This is a genomic window from Spirillospora sp. NPDC127506 (assembly GCF_040302145.1).
Classification (GTDB): Bacteria; Actinomycetota; Actinomycetes; order Streptosporangiales; family Streptosporangiaceae; genus Spirillospora.
On sequence record NZ_JBEORG010000006.1, the window covers coordinates 164,706 to 183,218 of the forward strand.

An 18,513-nucleotide genomic window follows, 5' to 3' on the forward strand; every position below is an offset into this window, starting at 1 on the left:
CGTCCGCTGTAAGCCGAGGAAGGGGCGGGGCGGGAGCGCGAGACCGCCCCGCCCCTTCCGTGTCACTCGCCGTCGCAGGCGGGAGTGACGGTCTCCGGCGAACCGGTGCCGATGAACCCGAACGTGGCGGTGGCCCCGGGCGCCAGCGCGCCGTTCCAGGACTCGTTCGCCGCGGTGACCGCCGCGCCGTCCTGGGTCACCTCGGCGCCCCAGAACTGGGAGACGGCCTGGCCGCCGCCGAACGTCCAGGACACCTTCCACGCCGTGATCGCCGCCGAGCCGGTGTTCTCGACGGTGACCTCGCCCTGGAAACCGCCTCCCCACGACCCGGTCGTCTTGTAGGCGGCTGTGCAGCCGCCGTCGGACGGGGGAGGAGTGGTGGGAGGCTCGCTGGTCGGAGGCTCGGTCGTGGGCGGGTCGCTGGTGACCGGCGGAGTCGTCGGCGTGGTGTCGGAGGTGTCGCCGTAGATGATGCCCCGCCCGTTGGTGCCCAGGTAGACACGCCCGTAGATACGGGGATCACCGGTCAGCGCCTCGCCGGCGTTGCCGTACTGGTGCTGGTCGTCGTTGATGCGCGTCCAGTGCGCGCCGGCGTCGTTCGACCGGAACAGCCCCGTGGTGCCGTCGACCGTCCCGACCAGGTAGACCGCGGGGTAGTCCGCCCCGGGGGCGGCCTTCCCGAACCCGACGTTGACCGCCTTGGAGATGCTCGCCGCCTTGGTGAAGCTCGCGCCCGAGTCGGTCGAATGGAACAGGCCGGTGTCGCCCGCGAGCCAGATGTCGCCCTCCTCGCCGGGGACGGCCTTGAAGTGGACGCTGCTGGACGGCAGCCCGGACGCCGCCGTCGCCGAGAACGACTGCCCGCCGTTCGTGCTGACGTAGAACCTGCCTCCGGAGAAGGCGTAGAACTTGCTCGCGTTCACCCGGTCGGATTCGACGATCGCGTTCGCGGGCACACCGGACGACTGGCTCCAGGAGTTCCCGAACCCGACCGAGTAGACGACCTGCCGGCCGCTGTCGCCGGGCGCCCACACGAACCGGCTCCCGTCCGCCGCCGCGGCGACGGTGCCGCCGTTGTCGACACCGCCGGGCTCGGTGCCCTGGAACCAGTTGGCCCCGCCATCGGTCGAGAACGCGACATGGCTGTCGTTCGGGCGGTCGGAGTCGGTGAAATTGCCCGCCCGCACCATGACGCTCGGATCGGCCTCGGCGTAGTCGAGACTGGTCGTGCTGGTGAAGACGGGCTGGGTGAACATCGCCGCCGGGACGGACCCGAGATCGGTGTGCCGGAACCCGCCGATGTCGCCGAGCCCGCTGACCAGCGGCGCCCCGGACGGCGGGCTGATCAGGTCGAGGACCGCGGTCTCCTCCAGCCCCTTCACCATCGGCTTGATCGTGATCTGGTCGCCGGCGTCCCACCGGGTGAGGTTCTCGGTGCCGTAGATCGTCGCGCCCGTCCCGTACATCAGCCGGTCGGAGTCGAACGGGTCGATCTCCACCGACTCGTTCATCCAGCCGAGCTTCGGGGTCACCTCGGGCGGCGACGGGTCGGTGCCGAACGTCAGCCACGGAACGCCGGAGATGTCCTGTGTGTAGCGGAAACTGCGGTTCGGATAGCTCGTCCAGTCCCAGATGCGGGTCCAGGACGCGCCGCCGTCGGTGCTCCGCCACATGATCATGTCGGGCCACCAGGACACCTGCGTGGCCACCATCAGCGTCCCGGGATGCCGCCGGTCGATCGTCAGCCCGCTGTAACCGAAGTAGTCGTCGGAACTGCTCGACGGGATCGGGCTGATCTGCGTCCACGCGCCCGACTGGGTGTCGAGCTTCCATACGTCGCCCTTGGCGCCGCTGTACGGGCCGGCCGTGTCGCTCGTGGCGATGTAGAGCACGTGGCCGGCGGCGTCCAGCACGCCCTTGTGGGCGATGTAGCCGGTGGGCTGCCCGGGCACGGACTGCCACGTCGCGCCCGCGTCCGTGCTCCGGTAGACGGTGTTCTCCTTGTCGGCCACGCCCACGTAGATGGTCTTGCTCGGGCTGCCGGCCGTCCCGCTGCTCTCGTCGAACGTCACCCACACGACGCCGGGCCGGTGGCTGCCGTAGCCGGTGCCGTCGCCCGGGTCGTCGGAGTAGTCGCCGGGATTGGTGAAGCTGTTCACCTTCGCCCACGTCGCACCGCGGTCGGTGCTCCGCCACAGCCCGTGCCCCTCGGGCGTCCCCAGGTAGAGGACCCGGTTGTCGTTCGGATCGACCGCGAGCCGCTCGCCCATGCCGCGCCCCGGCATGTTCCCGCCGAGCTTGAACGGCAGTTCCGCCGCCTGCCACGTCTTGCCCCGATCGGCCGATCGCAGCACCGCGCCGTTGTTGGGGTCCCAGTCATTGGTGTACATGCCGACGGCCGCGTACACGCGGTCCGCGTCCACCGGGTCGGCGGCCAGGCTGATGACGCCGTTGTACCCCCACTTGTCCCAGCCGACCCAGTCCAGCAGCGGCACCCATTGCCTCCCCGACTGGTCCCACCGGTAGGCGCCGCCTATGTCCGTGCGGGCATAGATGAGGTTCTTCTCCTTGCGGCTGAAGACGATGCCGGGCACGAACCCGCCCCCGTCGATCCGCACGTTCTTCCACGTGTACGTCTCGGCCGCGGCCGCGGGACGGACCGCGACGGCGGCCACCACCGCCACCGTCGAGGCGACCAGCGCCAGCGCCGCCGCCACGGCCGCCGCGGCGCCGGCGAGCGATCTCCGTGTGGCCATGAACCCTCCTTGTGATCCCGGTGCCCTGGAGGCTGGTCGAAGCGCTTCGATTCGTCAACGCTCTTCCTCGCCCCTCAGCCGGCGACCTCCTCACCTGCGTAAACGGAGGGCTGGACGTGAAAACCCGGGAAAAGTGCGCGCGGCCACCGCCGGCCCTTCGGGCGGGTCGGCGGTGGCCGGCGCCGTATCGGCCGCCTGTGCCGGTCAGCTGAAGGTGAACCAGTTGATGTTGACGAAGTCGGCCGGCTGGCCGCTGGAGAAGGTGATGTAGACGGTGTGCCTGCCGGTCACGCCCGACATGTTGGCGGGCACCGTCCGCCAGCTCTGCCAGCCGCCGGTGTTGGCGATGGCGAACTCGCCCATCACCTGGCCGGTCGGGCTGTCCAGCCTGACCTGCACCAGGCCGCTGACCCCGCCCGGCGCGCCGGAGGCGACGCGGGCCTTGAACTGGGTCGCCGGGGTGCCGCCGAAGTCGACGTTGTCGTAGCGGAGCCAGTCGCCGTTGCCGATGTAGCCGACGTTCTGGCCGCCCCCGCTGTCGGTCGTGCTCTCGACCTGCGTGCCCGACTGGGCCTGGTAGTTCTCCGCCTGGATGGTCGAGCGGGCGTCGACCGTGTCGCCCGTCGGGGGCGGGGTGGTGGAGCCGCCGCCGTCACCGCTCTGCCAGACCGCCACGTAGTCGACGACCATGGGCCGTCCCGAGACGGTGTCCCCGGTGGGGGTGCCGAAGCCGGCGACGCCGTTCGGGAAGCCGCCGCCCATGGCCACGTTGAGCAGCAGGAAGTAGCCGGAGTGCCCGGTCATGTTCGCCCATGTGGTCGCGTCGAGCTGGTTCTGGCTGATGCTGTGGAACTGCTGTCCGTCCACGTACCAGCGGAGCTGGTTGGGGCTGACGCTGCGGTCCCACTCGAAGCGGTAGGTGTGCATCGCCGACTGGCAGGACGAGCCCGGGCAGGCGCGGTTCGCGCCGATCCCGTTGGTCTCGTTGCACGCGCCGCCGGGGTTGGTGCCGCAGTGCAGGACGCCCCAGACGGAGTTGATCCCGTTGACGTTCTCCATGATGTCGAACTCGCCGATCGCCGGCCAGTTCTGGTAGTTGCCCCGGTACGGGGAGCCCAGGGCCCAGAACGCGGGCCAGTAGCCGAGGGCCTGGTTGCCGGTGACGTTCGGCATCTGGATGCGCCCCTCGATGCGCAGGACGCGGCCGTCGGCGGGCTTGAAGTTCGTCCGCTGGGTCTCGATGCGGGCCGACGTCCACTCGCCCGAGGAGCTCTTGACCGGGGTGATCCGCAGGTTGCCGCCGCCGTCCAGGCTGACGTTGGCCGGGTCGGAGGTGTAGCGCTGGATCTCTCCGGTGCCCCAGTTGCCCGGGCCTCCTGGATAGCCGTGGCCGGTGTCGATGATCCAGTTCGCGGACGAGGGGAGCGAGCCGGCCGGGCCGTTGAAGTCGTCGCTCCAGACCAGGCTCCAGCCCGAGGGGGGCGGCGGGACGGAGGCGCCGGCGGTCGGCGAGATCACGGCGGTGGCGACCGCCGCCGGGAGCGCGGCGGCGACCACGGCGAGAACGCACCTGCGCCAGAGGCGGGGACGTCTCGATGGGGTCATGGGGGGACCTCCAGAGTGGGGTGGAGCAAGCGCGGGGTGCCTGCCCTCTGGTGCGGCCAATGTCGCCCGTCCGGACCGGTCCGTCAAGAGGTGAGAGAGCGCTCTCATAACGTTGTGCGTATGTGATGTTCGCTCTGACCAGGAAGTATAGCTGGCATAACCTCTGTGAAAGAGCAGTTCTGAGATCGCTCTCTTGACAGGTACCGGGGTCGGGGCCATCCTCTGCGAGAGCGCTCTCTCGACCGAGATCCGGGTCGCATCCCGACACCACCCCCCGAGGACAGCCATGCTCAGATCCCATCGCCGTCTCGCGTCCGGCCTCGTCTCGGCCGCCGTCCTGGCGCTCGGCCTCTCCGCCTGCGGCGGAGACGGCGGGTCCGGCTCGGACTCGACGGTCACGCTGACCGTCGACACCTTCAGCACCTTCGGCTACGAGGAGCTGTTCAAGCAGTACGAGGCCGACCACCCCGGCATCAAGATCAAGCACCGGAACGTGGTGCAGCTCGACGAGTACCTGCCCCGCCTGGAGCAGTGGATCGCCGCGGGCAGCGGCGCCGGCGACGTCGTCGCCATCGAGGAGGGGATCCTCACCAAGTTCATGGCCCACCCCGACAAGTTCGTGAACCTGCTCGACTACGGGGCGGGCTCGCTGCAGGGCAACTTCCTGGACTGGAAGTGGAAGCAGGCGCTCACCCCCGACGGGAAGTACCTGGTCGGACTCGGCACCGACATCGGCGGCCTGGCCATGTGCTACCGCACCGACCTGTTCAAGAAGGCGGGCCTGCCGACCGACCGGGACAAGGTCGGCAAGCTCTGGCCGACCTGGGACGACTACATCGCGACCGGCAAGAAGTACGCCGGCGCGGTGAAGGACTCCAAGTTCGTCGACGGCTCGGTGAACCTCTACAACACGATCCTCGCGCAGGCCGCGAGCCAGAGCGTCGGCTACACGTTCTTCGACCCGTCCGGCAAGCTCGTCGCGGGCAGCAACCCCGCGGTCAAGAGCGCCTGGGACACCACCCTGAAGATCCAGCAGGCCGGGCTGTCCGCGGGCCTGAAGTCGTTCGAGCCGAGCTGGGGCTCCGGCTTCAAGCAGGCCAAGTTCGCGACGATCGCGTGCCCGTCCTGGATGCTCGGCGTCATCAAGGAGAACGCCGGCGCGGGCGCGGCGGGCAAGTGGGACGTCGCCGCGATCCCGGGAGGCTCGGGCAGCCGCGGCGGCTCGTTCCTGGCGGTGCCGAAGCAGAGCAAGCACGCCGAGCAGGCGGCCGAGCTGGCCAAGTACCTCACCAGCGTGAACAGCCAGATCGTCGCGTTCAAGGCGCGCAACAACCTGCCGTCGTCGCCGCAGGCGCTGGACGACCCGGCGGTGAAGTCGTTCAAGAACGAGTACTTCAGCGACGCGCCGGTCGGGGAGATCTACGCCGCCGGAGCGAAGGCGGTCAAGCCGCTCTACCTCGGCGCCGACAACAACCCGGTCGGGCAGCGCTTCGAGGACGCGCTCCTCGCGCTGGAGCAGGGCCGGCTCGCGCCCGGCGCGGCATGGAAGAAGGCCCTCGCCGACGCCGAACGTGAAGCTCGATGACGATCTCGATCGGTTCCCGTACGGGGCCCCGGGCGGCCGGTCCGCCCGGGCCCCCGGCGCCGCGCCGCCGGGCGCGCACCGTGCTCGCCCGGTGGGATGTGAAGTTCTCGCCCTACCTGTTCGTCTCGCCGTACTACCTGCTGTTCTTCCTGTTCGGGCTGTTCCCGATGGGATACACGGTCTGGGTGGCGATGCACGACTGGGAGCTGCTCGGCGCCCACGAGTTCATCGGTTTCGAGAACTTCCGGCTCGTCCTGGCGGACCCGCAGTTCTGGAACTCCGTCCGCAACACCCTCGCGATGTTCGTCATCGCCACCGTCCCGCAGCTGCTGCTCGCGCTGGTGCTGGCGAACGCGCTCAACCAGCGGATGCGCGCCCGGACGCTCGTCCGGATGGGCGTGCTCGTCCCGATGATCACCTCGATCGCCGCGGTGGCGATCGTGTTCAGCCAGCTGTTCAGCCGTGACTTCGGCCTGGTCAACTGGGTGCTCGGCTGGTTCGGGCCGGAGCACCTCGACTGGGCGGCGCGGCGCTGGACGTCCTGGCTGGCGATCTCGGTGATGGTCGACTGGCGGTGGACGGGCTACAACGCGCTGATCTACCTGGCCGCGATGCAGTCGATCCCGCGCGACCTGTACGAGGCGGCGGCGATCGACGGGGCGTCCCGCGCCCGCCAGTTCTGGACGATCACGCTGCCGATGCTGCGGCCGACCATCATCTTCACCGCGATCGTCTCCACGATCGGCGGGTTCCAGCTGTTCACCGAGCCGCTGCTGTTCGGCAACGGCGACATGGCCGGCGGATCGCTGCGGCAGTTCCAGACGGTCACCATGTACATGTTCGAGAACGCGTTCCGGCGGTTCGACTACGGCTACGCGTCCGCCGTCTCCTGGATGCTCTTCATGCTCATCCTCGCCGGGTCCCTCCTCAACTTCGCCTGGTTGCGGCGCGTGGGAGGCGGCGCCAAATGATGATCGTCAGGACGCCGGGCAGGCCCCGGCGGAGGCGCGGCGGTTCCGTCGCCGCTCTGTGGGACGCCGGCCCGCTCACCCGGGTCACGCTGCTCGCGACGATCGTGCTGTCGCTGTTCCCCATCTACTGGATGTTCGTCGTCGCGACCCGCACCAACGACGTCGTCGGCGCGACGCCGCCGCCGCTCACGCCGGGCGGCGAGCTGGGCCGCAACCTGTCCCGGCTGTTCGGCAACGAGCAGGCGCACTTCACGCTCGGGCTGGTCAACTCGGCCATCGCCGCCTCGACCGTCACCGTCTCCACGCTGCTGTTCGCCTCGCTGGCCGGCTTCGCGTTCGCCAAGCTGCGCTTCCGCGGGCGCGGGGCGCTCCTGCTGGTCATGCTGGCGACGATGATGGTGCCGGTCCAGATGGGCATCATCCCGCTCTACATGCTGATGGCCGAGATCGGCTGGACGGGGAAGCTCCAGGCCGTCATCGTGCCGTTCCTGGTCACCGGCTTCGGCGTGTTCATGATGCGGCAGTACACGATGCAGGCCGTCCCGGACGAGCTCATCGAGAGCGCCCGCATCGACGGCTGCTCGACGTTCCGCATCTACTGGAGCGTCGTCCTGCCGGTGCTGCGGCCCGCGATGGCCGTCCTCGGGCTGTTCACGTTCATGCAGACCTGGAACGAGTTCATCTGGCCGCTGGCCGTCCTCAACCCCGACAACCCGACCGTCCAGTACTCCCTCAACCTGCTCAACGGCGCCTACTACACCGACTACTCGCTGATGTTCACCGGCACCGCCGTGGCGACGCTCCCGCTGCTGGCCGTCTTCGTGCTGTTCGGACGCCAGATCATCAGCGGGATCATGGACGGCGCTCTCAAGGCATGACGAGCCGCCCGCGCAGCCGCCGTCCGACGCGCCACCCTTCACCAGCGGAGAGACCAGCCGAAACGATGACCGCCACGACGCTCCGTACCGACGACCGGCCCCTCACCTTCCCGCCCGGCTTCGCCTGGGGAGCCGCCACCGCCGCCTACCAGATCGAGGGCGCCGTACGCGACGACGGGCGCGGCCCCTCGATCTGGGACACCTTCTGCCGCGTCCCCGGCAAGGTCGCCGGCGGGCACACCGGCGACGTGGCCTGCGACCACTACCACCGCTTCCGCGACGACGTCCGGCTGATGGCCGACCTCGGGCTGGACGTCTACCGGTTCTCGGTGGCCTGGCCGCGGGTGCAGCCCGACGGCTCCGGCCCGGTCGACCCGCGCGGCATCGGCTTCTACGACCGGCTGGTCGACGCGCTGCTCGACGCGGGGATCACGCCGTACGCCACCCTCTACCACTGGGACCTGCCGCAGGCGCTGGAGGACCGCGGCGGCTGGACGTCCCGCGACACCGCGCTGCGCTTCGCCGACTACGCCGGCTTCGTGCACGCCCGCCTCGCCGACCGCGTCGACACCTGGACGACGATCAACGAGCCGTGGGTCGCCGCGTACCTCGGCTACGGGGCGGGCGTGCACGCCCCCGGCCGGACCAGCGCCGCCGACGCCTTCCGCGCCGCGCACCACCTGCTCCTCGCGCACGGGCTGGCCGCCCGGCGGCTGCGCGCCGCCGGCGCCGGGAGCGTCTCGCTGACCCTCAACCTCGCGCCGGTCGTCGCGTCCGGCTCCGCGGAGCCGGACGCCGCCGCGGCCGGCCTCGTGGACGCGATGCTCAACCGGCAGTTCCTCGACCCGGTGCTGCGCGGCGAGTACGCCGGGCCGGTGCTGGCGGCGGCGTCCCGCCACGGGGGGCTCGACCACGTCCGCGGCGACGACCTGGAGGTGATCTCCGAGCCGATCGACTCACTCGGCATCAACTACTACAACCCGACCTACGTGGCGGCCGCCCCCGGCACCCCGCCGAACCCCGCCTACCCCGGCTCGGCGGGCATCGCGTTCCCGCCGGCCGGGCCGCCGCACACCGCGATGGGCTGGCCGATCGTCCCGGCCGGCCTGGGCGACCTGCTGATCCGGCTCAGCCGCGACTACCCGGGTGTGCCGCTCGTCGTCACCGAGAACGGCGCCGCGTTCGACGACGTCCCGGACGCGGACGGGCGGGTGCGCGACGACGCCCGGATCCGCTACCTGGACGCGCACCTGCGCGCCGCGCACGCCGCGCTCACCGCCGGTGCGGACCTGCGCGGATATCTCGTATGGTCGTTCCTGGACAATTTCGAATGGGCCGAGGGTTACGGCAAGAGGTTCGGCATCGTCTACGTCGACTACGCCGACCAGCGCCGGCTGCCGAAGGACAGCGCGCAGTGGTTCCGTGACGTCATCGCCCGCAACGGGCTCGGGGGAGAGGCGGAGTGAAACGTCCCACGCTGGAGGCCGTGGCGGCCAGGGCGGGGGTCTCCCGCGCCACGGTGTCGCGCGTGGTCAACGGCTCGTCCACGGTCAACCCGGAGATCCGCGCGGCCGTGGAGCGCGCCGTCGAGGAGCTCGGCTACGTCCCGAACTCGGCGGCGCGCAGCCTGGTGACCCAGCGCACCGGGTCCATCGGCCTGGTCGTCTCCGAGCCGCCCGCCCGCGTCTTCTCCGACGACCCGTTCTTCTCCCAGGTCATCCGTACGGTGAGCCAGGAGCTGGAGGCCGCCGACAAGCAGGTCGTGCTCATGATGCCGTCCTCGCCCGCCGGCCAGGCCAGGGTCGAGCGGTACGTCGCGGGCGGCCACGTGGACGGGGTCATCCTGCTCTCCCTGCACGGCTCGGACCCTCTCCCGGCCGCGCTGATCCGGACGGGCGTCCCCGTGGTGTCGCACGGCCGCCCCGTCTCCACCGCGCGCCCGCCGTACTGCGACGTCGACAACGTCGGCGGCGCGCGCACCGCGGTGGAGCACCTGCTGTCCAGGGGCCGCCGCCGCATCGCCACCATCACCGGCCCGCTCGACATGTCCGCCGGGCTGGACCGCCTGGCCGGCTACCGGGAGACGCTCTCCGGCACCGGCCGCCGCTCCCTGGCCGCCATGGGCGACTTCACCCGCGAGTCGGGCGCGGCCGCGATGCGGCAGCTCCTTGAGGACGACCCCGGTCTCGACGCGGTGTTCGCCGCGAGCGACCTGATGGCGATCGGCGCCGTGTACACGCTGCGGAAGGCGGGCCGCCGCGTCCCCGACGACGTCGCCGTCGTCGGTTTCGACGACATCGACGCGGCCCGCTTCACCGACCCGCCCCTGACCACGGTCCGCCAGCCGATCGACGACGTGGCCCGGACCATCGTCCGCCTGCTCCTGGCGGGCGTCGACGACCGGGCCGAGCCGGTGATCTTCCCGACCGAGCTGATCGCCCGCGACTCCACCTGACGCCGCCGCCCGGCATCAGTGCCGCCCGATGCCGGCGCCGGTGTGGCCGGAAGAGGCCAGAATGCCATTCCGTGGCCGCGGCATAAAGTGCCGCATTTCTGGAAATATTCTTTACCGGATGGTGGTCCGTTCAGTCGCCGGAGGCGGCCGGCGCGTCGTCATCGTGTTCTTCCATGAGGTCGAAGAACCGCCGGATCGCCGCGGCCCGATCACCGCCGTCGGCGTTGGTGATCTCCATGCTGCCGCGCCCGGGGATCTTGACGACGATCTTGCGGTCCGGGGCGCGGCGCACCCATTCCCGCAGGAAACGGCCGAGCGATACCAGTACCGGGGAGCTGCCCACGGCCAGCATGATCGCGCCCACCGCCGCCGGATCGAACCCCTTGCCGGAATCGGCCGCCGAACTCCGCCGCGGCTCGATTTTGACATCGAATGCACGCAGTTCCGTGCGAAGTTGGGTCTCCAATCGATCGACCTGAATAGGGTCGCCCTCGATACCGATCGAAACCGTCGTCGTCATTGGCGCGATGATACACTACGGCGCTTATAGCGGGAAGTGCGGTGCGCAAGGGGGTTGAATGGCCGGGCTGCGTCGTGCGCTCCTGTTCGTCACGGACGACTACGCGGACCCGGAATTCGGTCGTCTGCTCGCCCCCGCGGTCGACGCCGAGCGGCTGTCCGAGGTGCTCGCCGATCCGCGCATCGGCGCCTTCGAAGTGAAGAAACTGCGCAACGAGCCCGCCAGTGCCGTGCTGGAGGAGATCGACGACTTCTTCGCCGACCGCGACCCCGACGACCTGCTGCTGCTCTATTTCTCCGGGCACGGCGACAAGGACGCCGACGGCGAGCTGCACTTCGCGATGACCAACACCCGAAAGTCCCGGCTGGTCTCCACCGGCGTGCCGGCCTCGACGGTGCGCAAGATCATCGATGCGAGCGGCTCGCAGAGCGTCCTCGTGTGGCTGGACTGCTGCGTCAGCGGCGCGTTCCCCGAGGGGCTGAGCCCCAAGGGGGAGCCCGGTGACGGCGTCGCCGGGCAGCTCGACCCCGGGCGCGGCTGCTACGTGATGACCGCGGCCACGTCGGTCCAGACCGCCTTCGAGGACGCCACCGACGAGGACGCGCCCTACTCGGTGTTCACCGACGTGATCATCACCGGGCTCGGCACCGGCCAGGCCGACCTCGACGCCGACGGCAGGATCACCGCCGCGGAGCTGTTCGACTACGTGCGCGCCGAGATGCGCAGGCGCGACGCCCGGCAGACCCCGACCAAGAGCCACCGCGGCACCGAGGAGCCCGTGGTCGCCTGGAACCGCCACCTCGCGGAGCTCCCGGCGGACGTGCCGGCCGAACTGCGCGCCGTGCTCCTGCGCGGGACGCCGCAGCAGCAGCGCGACGCCCTTCGCGACCTCGCCCTGAAGGCGAGGCGCGGCGGCGACGCGACCGTCCTGGAGCTGCTGACGGGGTCGCCGAGCGCCGCCCTGGCGGGCCTGGCGGCGGAGGTCGTCGCCGAGGTCGACGCCGAGCTGCGGGCCCGCGGCATGGACGACGAGGCGGTGCTGGAGGCGGCGCGCGCCGACTACCTGCGCTGGGTCGTCGCCACCCACGACCACCTCCAGATCACCGGCCTGCACCGGGCCGGCGGCACGGTGGAGATCCCGCTGGAGCGCATGTACGTCGCGCTGCGCGTCGACCCCACCAGCCCCACCGAGCGCGCCGCCGCGCACGAGATGCTGGTGCGCGACCTCGAGCAGCGGGTGCGGCTGGCCGACCTCACCCCGGAAGAGGAGGAGCGGCTGTGGTGGAAGGCCCACACTGAGCTGCCGGTGGCCGACCACATCGCCACCGGGGCGCGGCTCAACACGCCCCTGCTCAACATCGGCGAGGTCTGCCGGACGCGCACGCCGGTGGTCGTCCTCGGCGACCCGGGCAGCGGCAAGACGACGATGGCGCGGTGGCTGGCCATCATGCACGCCCGGGCCATGCTGGACGGCGCCGACGAGGTGACCGTGCCGGTCGGCAAGATCGACGCCGCCCGGGCCGACTCCGACGCCGGCTTCCGGCTGGGCCGGCCGCTGCTGCCCGTGCTGGCCAGGGTCGCCGAGTTCGCCGAGCGGATCGACGCCGGCGGCGAGGGCGCGCCGAGCGTCCTGGACTTCCTCGCCGAGCACTCCTGGTTCGGGTCCCGCCCGGTGTGGAGCCGCGACGTCGCCGGGCACCGGACCGGCGACCCCGTCCCGGCGCCGATCCGCCGCGAGCTCCTGCGGCGCGCCGTCGCCGAGGGACGCGCCCTGATCGTCCTCGACGGCCTCGACGAGATCGCCGACCCGGCCGCGCGGGTCAGGGTGTCGGAGGCGGTCACCGAGTTCGTCCGCGCCGCCTCCCGCGAGGGCAGCCGGCTGTTCATCACCAGCCGGATCGCCGGGTACCACCTCCGGCCGCTGCCGGCGTCGCTGACCCACGTCACGATCGAGCGGCTCACCGACGAGTCGATGCGGGTGTTCTTCCACGCCTGGATGCGCGAGGTGGACCGGCAGATCCGCGGGGCGGACGCCCGTACCGGCGATGACACCGGCGATGACACCGGCGATGACACCGGCGACGAGACCGGCGCCGACGAGGCCGCCCGGCGCGCCGACCACCTGCTGGAGCTGCTGCACCGGCCGGACGGCCGCTACGTCCACGAGCTGGCGACCAATCCGCTGCTGGCGAGCACGATCGCGACGATCTACGAGGCCGAGGACGGCTCGCTGCCCCGGCAGCGGGTGGAGGTCTACCAGAAGGCGGTCGACCGGCTCGTCGCGGTCTGGTACGAGCGGATGTCCGCCGCGGACGTGGCGCGGCTCACCGAGCACATGTTCGCCGTCCTGCGCAGCGTCGCCTACCACGTCCACACCCGCAAGCCGACCGGGGTGATCGCGGAACCGGAGTTCCGCGACCTGTTCCGCACCGAGCTGGCCCGGCTGCGCCCCGACTCGGTCGAGGAGATGCTGGAGACGCTGCTGCGCGCCATGCGCGACGAGGTCGGGCTGCTCGCCTCCAGCGCGCCCGGCGCCTACCGCTTCTCCCACCAGACCTTCCAGGAGTTCCTCGCCGCGCAGTACCTCCTCGACCAGCCCGCCGCGCGGGTGCTGGGGCATCTCGGGGACCCGCGCTGGCGCGAACCGATCCTGATGCTGCTCGGCCTGGTCAACTGGCGGCACCCGAGCCGGCTGCCGGGCCTGGTCGAGGCGATGCTCGCCGAGGGCGGCGCGCTCGGCGAGCGGTTCCCGGAGTCGGCGCTGCTGCTGGCCGACGCGTTCGCGGAGATGGCGGACGCCGCGCCCGGCCCGATCCGCACCGTGCTCGGCAGCCTGCTGCGCAGCCACCGGGTGCTGTCGACCGGCGGCCGGCTGCCGCACGTCCGCGAGCTGATCGAGGGGGCGGTCGCCGGGCTGCGCCGCGGCGAGCACGGCCCGGTCGTCGACGAGGTCCTGACCGAGACGCTGCGCCGGCCGCCGGACGACACGGTGCTGGCCTGCACCACCGCCAGGATGGTCACCGCGCTGGAGATCCACGAGCCGGGCGTGGTCGCCGCGCTCGCCGAAGCCGCCGCCCGCTGGGACGACGCCGGCCTCGGCCACCCGATCGCCGAGGCGCTGGGCGTCGCGGCGGCGCGCGCGGCCGACGCCGGCTCCGCCGCGGCGCTGCTGCCGCACAACCGCGTCCGCGCCGTGCTGCGCCGCAACCCGGACCTCGTGACCCGCATCGCCGGGGACCCGCGCTGGGGCGCGGTGCTGCTGGCCCTGTTCGGCGGCGTCCTCGACCTGGCCACGCGCGAGGACCTGCACCAGTACATCCGCATGGCCAACTACCTCCAGCTCGACGAGGAGGTGCGCGCGGGCTTCCTGCCCGTCTTCACCAGGCGGTGGGGCAGGGACGACCCCATCTACGCCATCGCGGTGCACCTGGACGTGAAGGGCATGGCCGACCGCAAGCGCCACGCGCGGCCGCCCGAGCTGAGCGCCGACGCGATCGTGCGCGACTCCCCGTTCGCCGGCGACTTCCTCGCCGCGCTGGCCCGCGACGACTTCGCGGGACTGCTCGACACGCTGCGGTCCCGCGTCCGGGACGGCGACCTCCGGTACCGCGGCGACGCGCTCCTCGCGCTCTGGGCGGCGGGCGCCGACATCGACGAACGGCTCGCCGCCGACCCCGAGGCGGCCGGCGCCGTCCGGCAGCGCATCGGCGCGCTGGCGGTCACGCTGCGAGACGGCGTCCTGCGCGCCGGGCAGCGCGCCGAGCGGGACCTGCAGGCGGCCGCGGTCTCCGGACGGCTCGACGCCGGGAGCTGGGGCCGGCTGGCGGAGGCCGTCACCGCCGTGCTCCTGCGGGCGGGCGCCGAACCGCTGCGGCTGGACTCCGACGAGCTCCCGCCGGAGCACCGGCGCCGCGCGATGGTCGAGGACCTCTTCCACCGCTTCGCCGGCTGGGGCGACAACGCCCTCCTCGACGCCGCGAAGTTCGCCGACGCCCACAAAGGCCGGACGGACGCGGTGATCACGGCGCTCAACGACGCCGGGTCGGCGCGGCACGCCGACTACGGCCTGTACCGGTACTGGTGGCCCGCCGACCGCCTGGCCTTCCCCCGGCACGACCCGCTCGACATCCCGGTCGGCGTCCTCGACATGCTGTCCCGGGTGCCGAGGGACTTCACGCTCGCCGGCCACTGGGTGCTGTCGGACGTGCTGCCCGCCCTCGTCAAGGTCGATCCCGAACTGCTTCCCGAGGCGCTCGCCATCGCGGCGGCCGTGGTGGAGTGGCGCGGTGAGGTCGTCGCGGCGCTCGATCCCGAGCTGCTCCGCGCCGACGACCCGGTGCGGTACGTCCTCGCCCGCGCGCGCCGGCTGGCCGATCCGTGGCACCGGACGCGGTCGCTGGCCCGGCTCGCGGAGCTGTTCCCCGACCACCGCGACGTGCTCACGGCCGAGGCGGTGGAGGCGGCCGGGCGGCTGACCGCCCCGCGGCAGCTGTTCGAGGCGCACGAATGGCTGAGCCGGCTGGTCCGCGGCGCCGCGGACCGGGACCGGCACGTGCGCGCGTGCGAGCGTGCGGCGGACCTGCTGACCGACCCGGTCGACGCGGTGATCGCGCTGCTGCGGCTCGCGCGGCTGCACCCGCCGGGCAGGTTCGCGGAGCTCGTGCACGCCGCCGTCGAGCGCAGCCGGCGGGTCCCCGGCAGCGCCGACCGGGCCAGGCTGCTCCAGGTGATCGGCGAGCACTACGCCGACGACGAGCGGACCGCCGCGGCGGTCGCCGCCGCCATCGCCGGACTCGGCGACCCCGCCGAGCGGGCGTACGCGGCCCGGCGCTGGGGCGACCTGCTGTGGACGCTGCCCCGCGGCCCCGGATGGGACGCCGAGCTGTGGACGCTGCTGGGCGTCTACGCGCGGGCGGCCGAGTACGCCGACCCGGCGCCCGGCGGCGAGAGCGCGGACGCCGGGAACGCGGACGCCGGGAGGGCGGAGGTCGTGCGGGCGGACGGCCGGGCCGTCCGCGCCCTGGACCGGACGCTGGAGCCGCTGGCGGCCGGCGACCTGGACGGCCCGCTCCGCGAACGGCTCGGCGGGCTCGTCGACATCGACCCCGACTCCGAGCCCGTCGTGACCCGCTGGCTGCACCACCCCGACCAGACGGTCGCGCGGACGGCGGCGCTCATGCTGGCCGAGTACCGGGGCCTGCGGGTCGACATGGTCGACGCGCTGTTCGGCCTGCAGTCGGCGCAGGCGGACCTCGTCCGGCACCGGGCCATGGACGTGCTCGCCGGCATGTCGGGCCGGCCCTACCGCTGCCTCTCGACGGTGGGCGCCGCCTTCTGGCTGGACTCGACGGTCCGCGCCGGTCAGATCCGCGACATCGACCCGGTGGCGGCGCAGGCGCTCACGTGGTTCCCCGAGAGCGTCCTGGTGGACACGCCGGGGGAGTTCGACGCCCTGTGCGACATGGTCGAATCGGGCGCGGGCGAAGCCGTCAAGCAGGTGATCCGGAGAGCCTGCGCGCTGAGCGACCGGACGTGGCGGCGGTTGCTGGAGCGGCTCGCGCACGGCTCGCCGGCCCTGCAGGCCGTCCTTCTGGACTCGGTCAGCGCCATCGCCTCGCGCTCGTTCCGCAAGGACGATTCCGACTGGATGGACGACCAGGCCAAGGAATGGCTGCTGAACCAGGACCGGCGCCGTGAGCTGTGGAGCGTGCTCGAAAGCCTGGACAGGGACCGGCTCGCGCGGCTCCCGCTGCGCTCGCTGGACGAGGACGCCGTCCTCGCCGCGGTCGTGGACGCGCTCAAGGAGACCGGCGGGTCGCTCGCCGGCGACAGCGTCGCCCGCGCCCGGCGCAGGGTCGAGGCCACGGCGGCCCGGTCGTTCGGCGAGCTGCTGTCCGGGGAGCCCGCCGAGGTCCTGCCCCGGCTCGCCGGCCACGGCGCCACGTTCTTCGGCGGCGCGAGGCGCTCCGAGGAGGCCGTCACCCGGTACCTGAACTCCGGCGACACCGGCCTGCCGTGGATCGAGCTGCTGGTGCGGTGGGCCGAGGAGCTGCTCGCCGAATCCGTCAACGACGGGCCCGGCGACCCGAACTACCTGCGGTCGTACGTCCTCCAGCTGCTGGCCGCGGCGGCGGACATCAACCGCGACACCTTCCGCAGGGCCGCCGATCCGTCCCGCTTCGAAGGGCTGCTCGTCGAAGCCCTCCTGTTCGCCTACGCCTACCCGACCCGGACGAGCGCCGCCAAGCTGCTCGGCATCCTGCGGCTCGGCTCCGAAGCCGTGCTGAACGCGCTGCTCAAGGCGCTGTCGGACGTCCAGTTCGTGCGGCTGGCGGCCATCGACGCCATCCCCGAGCTGCGCGGCATCGACCAGGCCGCGGTCGACCGGCTGACCCGCGGCCTGCACGAGCCCAGCGCGACCAGGGCCTGGGCCGCGGCCCAGCTGCTGGCCGCGATCGCGCGGACGCGCACGCTGCCCGACGGGCTGCGCACCATGATCATCGACGCGCTGGCCGGCGCGGTGGCCGACCCCCGGTCGCACCGGACGATCCATTTCGCGCACACCATCTCCGCCATCCCGGAGATGCCGCAGCTCGACGACGCCTTCGCCGACGCCCTGCGCATGGTCTACGGCTTCCGCGACACCGTCCCGGAGGCCCCCGCCGCCGGCGACGCCGCCGCGCCGTCCGCCCAGAACTGACCGGACGCGCCGAGCCGGGGGCTCCGAGAGCACCCTGGGCGGCGCCGCGCGCCTTCCCGGCCGAGCCGCCCGCCGGCCGGCGTTCCACGAACAGAGCCATCGTCCCGGCACGCCGGAGCCGGGGTGGTCCGAAACGGCGCTGCTGCCGGCACGGCCGAAAAAAGCTGCTATCGATCTATTGAATATATTCAATGCGCCCCTTACGTTGGTGCGCCATGAGGACGCGCCGCCGGAAGGGGCAGAGCCGTGGCTGAGCAGACGATCGACGCCGCCGTCGCCGAACTGCTGCGCCGCGAGCGCGGCCGCGAGGACGGGGGCAGGCTCACCGAACACTGGCCCGGCCTGGACGTCGCGACCGCCTACCGCATCCAGGACGCCGTGCTGGACCGCAAGGTGGGCGGCGGCGAGACCGTCGTCGGGGTGAAGCTCGGCCTCACCTCGCGTGCCAAGCAGCGCCGCATGGGCGTCGACGTCCCGCTGACCGGCTGGCTCACCGACGCGATGACGCTGGCGCCCGGCGAGCCGGTGCCGGTGGGGGAGCTCATCCACCCGCGCGCCGAACCCGAGATCGCCTTCGTCATGGGCGGGCGGCTGACCGGGCCCGGCGTGACGGCGGAGCGGGCGATGCGGGCGGTCGCGAGCGTGCACGCCGCGTTCGAGATCATCGACAGCCGCTTCCGCGACTTCGCCTTCGACCTGCCCGACGTGGTGGCCGACAACGCGTCCTCCGGCCGGTTCGTCCTGTCCGCCCGCGCCGTCTCCCCGGACGGCCTGGACCTCGCCGCCGAGAAGTGCCGGCTCGACGCCGGCGGCGGCACCGCCGCCACCGCGACCGGCGCGGCCGTCCTCGGGCACCCCGCGAACGCCCTCGCGCTCGCCGCGAACGGCCTGGCCGAGCGCGGGAAGGCGATCGAGCCCGGCTGGATCGTGCTGACCGGCGCCCTCACCGACGCCTGCCCACTGCGGGCCGGCGGCGTCATCGCCGCCGAGTTCGCCTCACTCGGAGCCCTGTCCGTCACCGGAACCCACTGACGACCTCGCCG

General features: G+C 72.4%; 10 protein-coding genes. 7 read left to right on the top strand and 3 right to left on the bottom strand.

Features of this window, described 5'->3' with window-relative positions; translation table 11 throughout:
• Positions 1 to 62: 62 nt before the first annotated feature.
• A complete protein-coding gene (locus ABTW95_RS09215) occupies positions 63 to 2,756 on the bottom strand; it encodes a cellulose binding domain-containing protein (protein WP_500225852.1) in 2,694 nt (897 codons plus the stop codon).
• Between the two features lie 204 nt (positions 2,757 to 2,960).
• Positions 2,961 to 4,361, bottom strand: a complete 1,401-nt coding sequence (locus ABTW95_RS09220; protein ID WP_396449128.1) for a glycoside hydrolase family 16 protein — start codon at positions 4,359 to 4,361, stop codon at positions 2,961 to 2,963.
• A 286-nt stretch (positions 4,362 to 4,647) separates the two neighbouring features.
• Here ABTW95_RS09220 and ABTW95_RS09225 point away from each other — a divergent pair, with 286 nt between their 5' ends.
• The 5 genes from ABTW95_RS09225 (at position 4,648) to ABTW95_RS09245 (ending at position 10,250) form a co-directional block, all read left to right on the top strand.
• Positions 4,648 to 5,946 carry an ABC transporter substrate-binding protein gene (locus tag ABTW95_RS09225; RefSeq protein ID WP_500225854.1) on the top strand — a complete coding sequence of 433 codons (1,299 nt, stop codon included), beginning with the start codon at positions 4,648 to 4,650 and terminating at the stop codon, positions 5,944 to 5,946.
• Positions 5,943 to 6,917, top strand: coding sequence for a carbohydrate ABC transporter permease (locus ABTW95_RS09230; RefSeq protein WP_396453879.1), 975 nt, complete (start codon positions 5,943 to 5,945; stop codon positions 6,915 to 6,917). The genes ABTW95_RS09225 and ABTW95_RS09230 overlap by 4 nt, the downstream gene beginning before the upstream one ends.
• Positions 6,914 to 7,795 (top strand): carbohydrate ABC transporter permease, encoded by an 882-nt coding sequence (locus ABTW95_RS09235; RefSeq protein WP_396449131.1) that lies wholly within the window; start codon positions 6,914 to 6,916, stop codon positions 7,793 to 7,795. Before ABTW95_RS09230 ends, ABTW95_RS09235 begins: the two co-directional genes overlap by 4 nt.
• Before the next feature lie 65 nt (positions 7,796 to 7,860).
• The gene (locus tag ABTW95_RS09240; RefSeq protein WP_500225857.1) at positions 7,861 to 9,261 is read left to right on the top strand and encodes a GH1 family beta-glucosidase; all 1,401 of its coding nucleotides are present in this window, start codon (positions 7,861 to 7,863) and stop codon (positions 9,259 to 9,261) included.
• Complete coding sequence (locus ABTW95_RS09245; RefSeq protein WP_396449133.1) at positions 9,258 to 10,250, top strand: LacI family DNA-binding transcriptional regulator; 993 nt, start codon at positions 9,258 to 9,260, stop codon at positions 10,248 to 10,250. The genes ABTW95_RS09240 and ABTW95_RS09245 overlap by 4 nt, the downstream gene beginning before the upstream one ends.
• A gap of 130 nt (positions 10,251 to 10,380) precedes the next feature.
• Here ABTW95_RS09245 and ABTW95_RS09250 read toward each other — a convergent pair whose 3' ends face one another.
• Positions 10,381 to 10,770, bottom strand: coding sequence for a hypothetical protein (locus ABTW95_RS09250; protein ID WP_500225860.1), 390 nt, complete (start codon positions 10,768 to 10,770; stop codon positions 10,381 to 10,383).
• 58 nt (positions 10,771 to 10,828) lie between these two features.
• Between ABTW95_RS09250 and ABTW95_RS09255 the strand changes: the two genes are divergently transcribed.
• The gene (locus ABTW95_RS09255; protein ID WP_500225863.1) at positions 10,829 to 17,470 is read left to right on the top strand and encodes a caspase, EACC1-associated type; all 6,642 of its coding nucleotides are present in this window, start codon (positions 10,829 to 10,831) and stop codon (positions 17,468 to 17,470) included.
• Between the two features lie 246 nt (positions 17,471 to 17,716).
• The gene (locus ABTW95_RS09260; RefSeq protein ID WP_500225865.1) at positions 17,717 to 18,502 is read left to right on the top strand and encodes a 2-keto-4-pentenoate hydratase; all 786 of its coding nucleotides are present in this window, start codon (positions 17,717 to 17,719) and stop codon (positions 18,500 to 18,502) included.
• Positions 18,503 to 18,513 lie beyond the last annotated feature (11 nt).

Excerpts from the sequence above, each read along its gene's own strand:
- ABTW95_RS09215 (WP_500225852.1), bottom strand. The coding sequence starts at position 2,756 with ATGGCCACACGGAGATCGCTCGCCGGCGCCGCGGCGGCCGTGGCGGCG.
- ABTW95_RS09220 (WP_396449128.1), bottom strand. The coding sequence starts at position 4,361 with ATGACCCCATCGAGACGTCCCCGCCTCTGGCGCAGGTGCGTTCTCGCC.
- ABTW95_RS09225 (WP_500225854.1), top strand. The coding sequence starts at position 4,648 with ATGCTCAGATCCCATCGCCGTCTCGCGTCCGGCCTCGTCTCGGCCGCC.
- ABTW95_RS09230 (WP_396453879.1), top strand. The coding sequence starts at position 5,943 with ATGACGATCTCGATCGGTTCCCGTACGGGGCCCCGGGCGGCCGGTCCG.
- ABTW95_RS09235 (WP_396449131.1), top strand. The coding sequence starts at position 6,914 with ATGATGATCGTCAGGACGCCGGGCAGGCCCCGGCGGAGGCGCGGCGGT.
- ABTW95_RS09240 (WP_500225857.1), top strand. The coding sequence starts at position 7,861 with ATGACCGCCACGACGCTCCGTACCGACGACCGGCCCCTCACCTTCCCG.
- ABTW95_RS09250 (WP_500225860.1), bottom strand. The coding sequence starts at position 10,770 with ATGACGACGACGGTTTCGATCGGTATCGAGGGCGACCCTATTCAGGTC.
- ABTW95_RS09255 (WP_500225863.1), top strand. The coding sequence starts at position 10,829 with ATGGCCGGGCTGCGTCGTGCGCTCCTGTTCGTCACGGACGACTACGCG.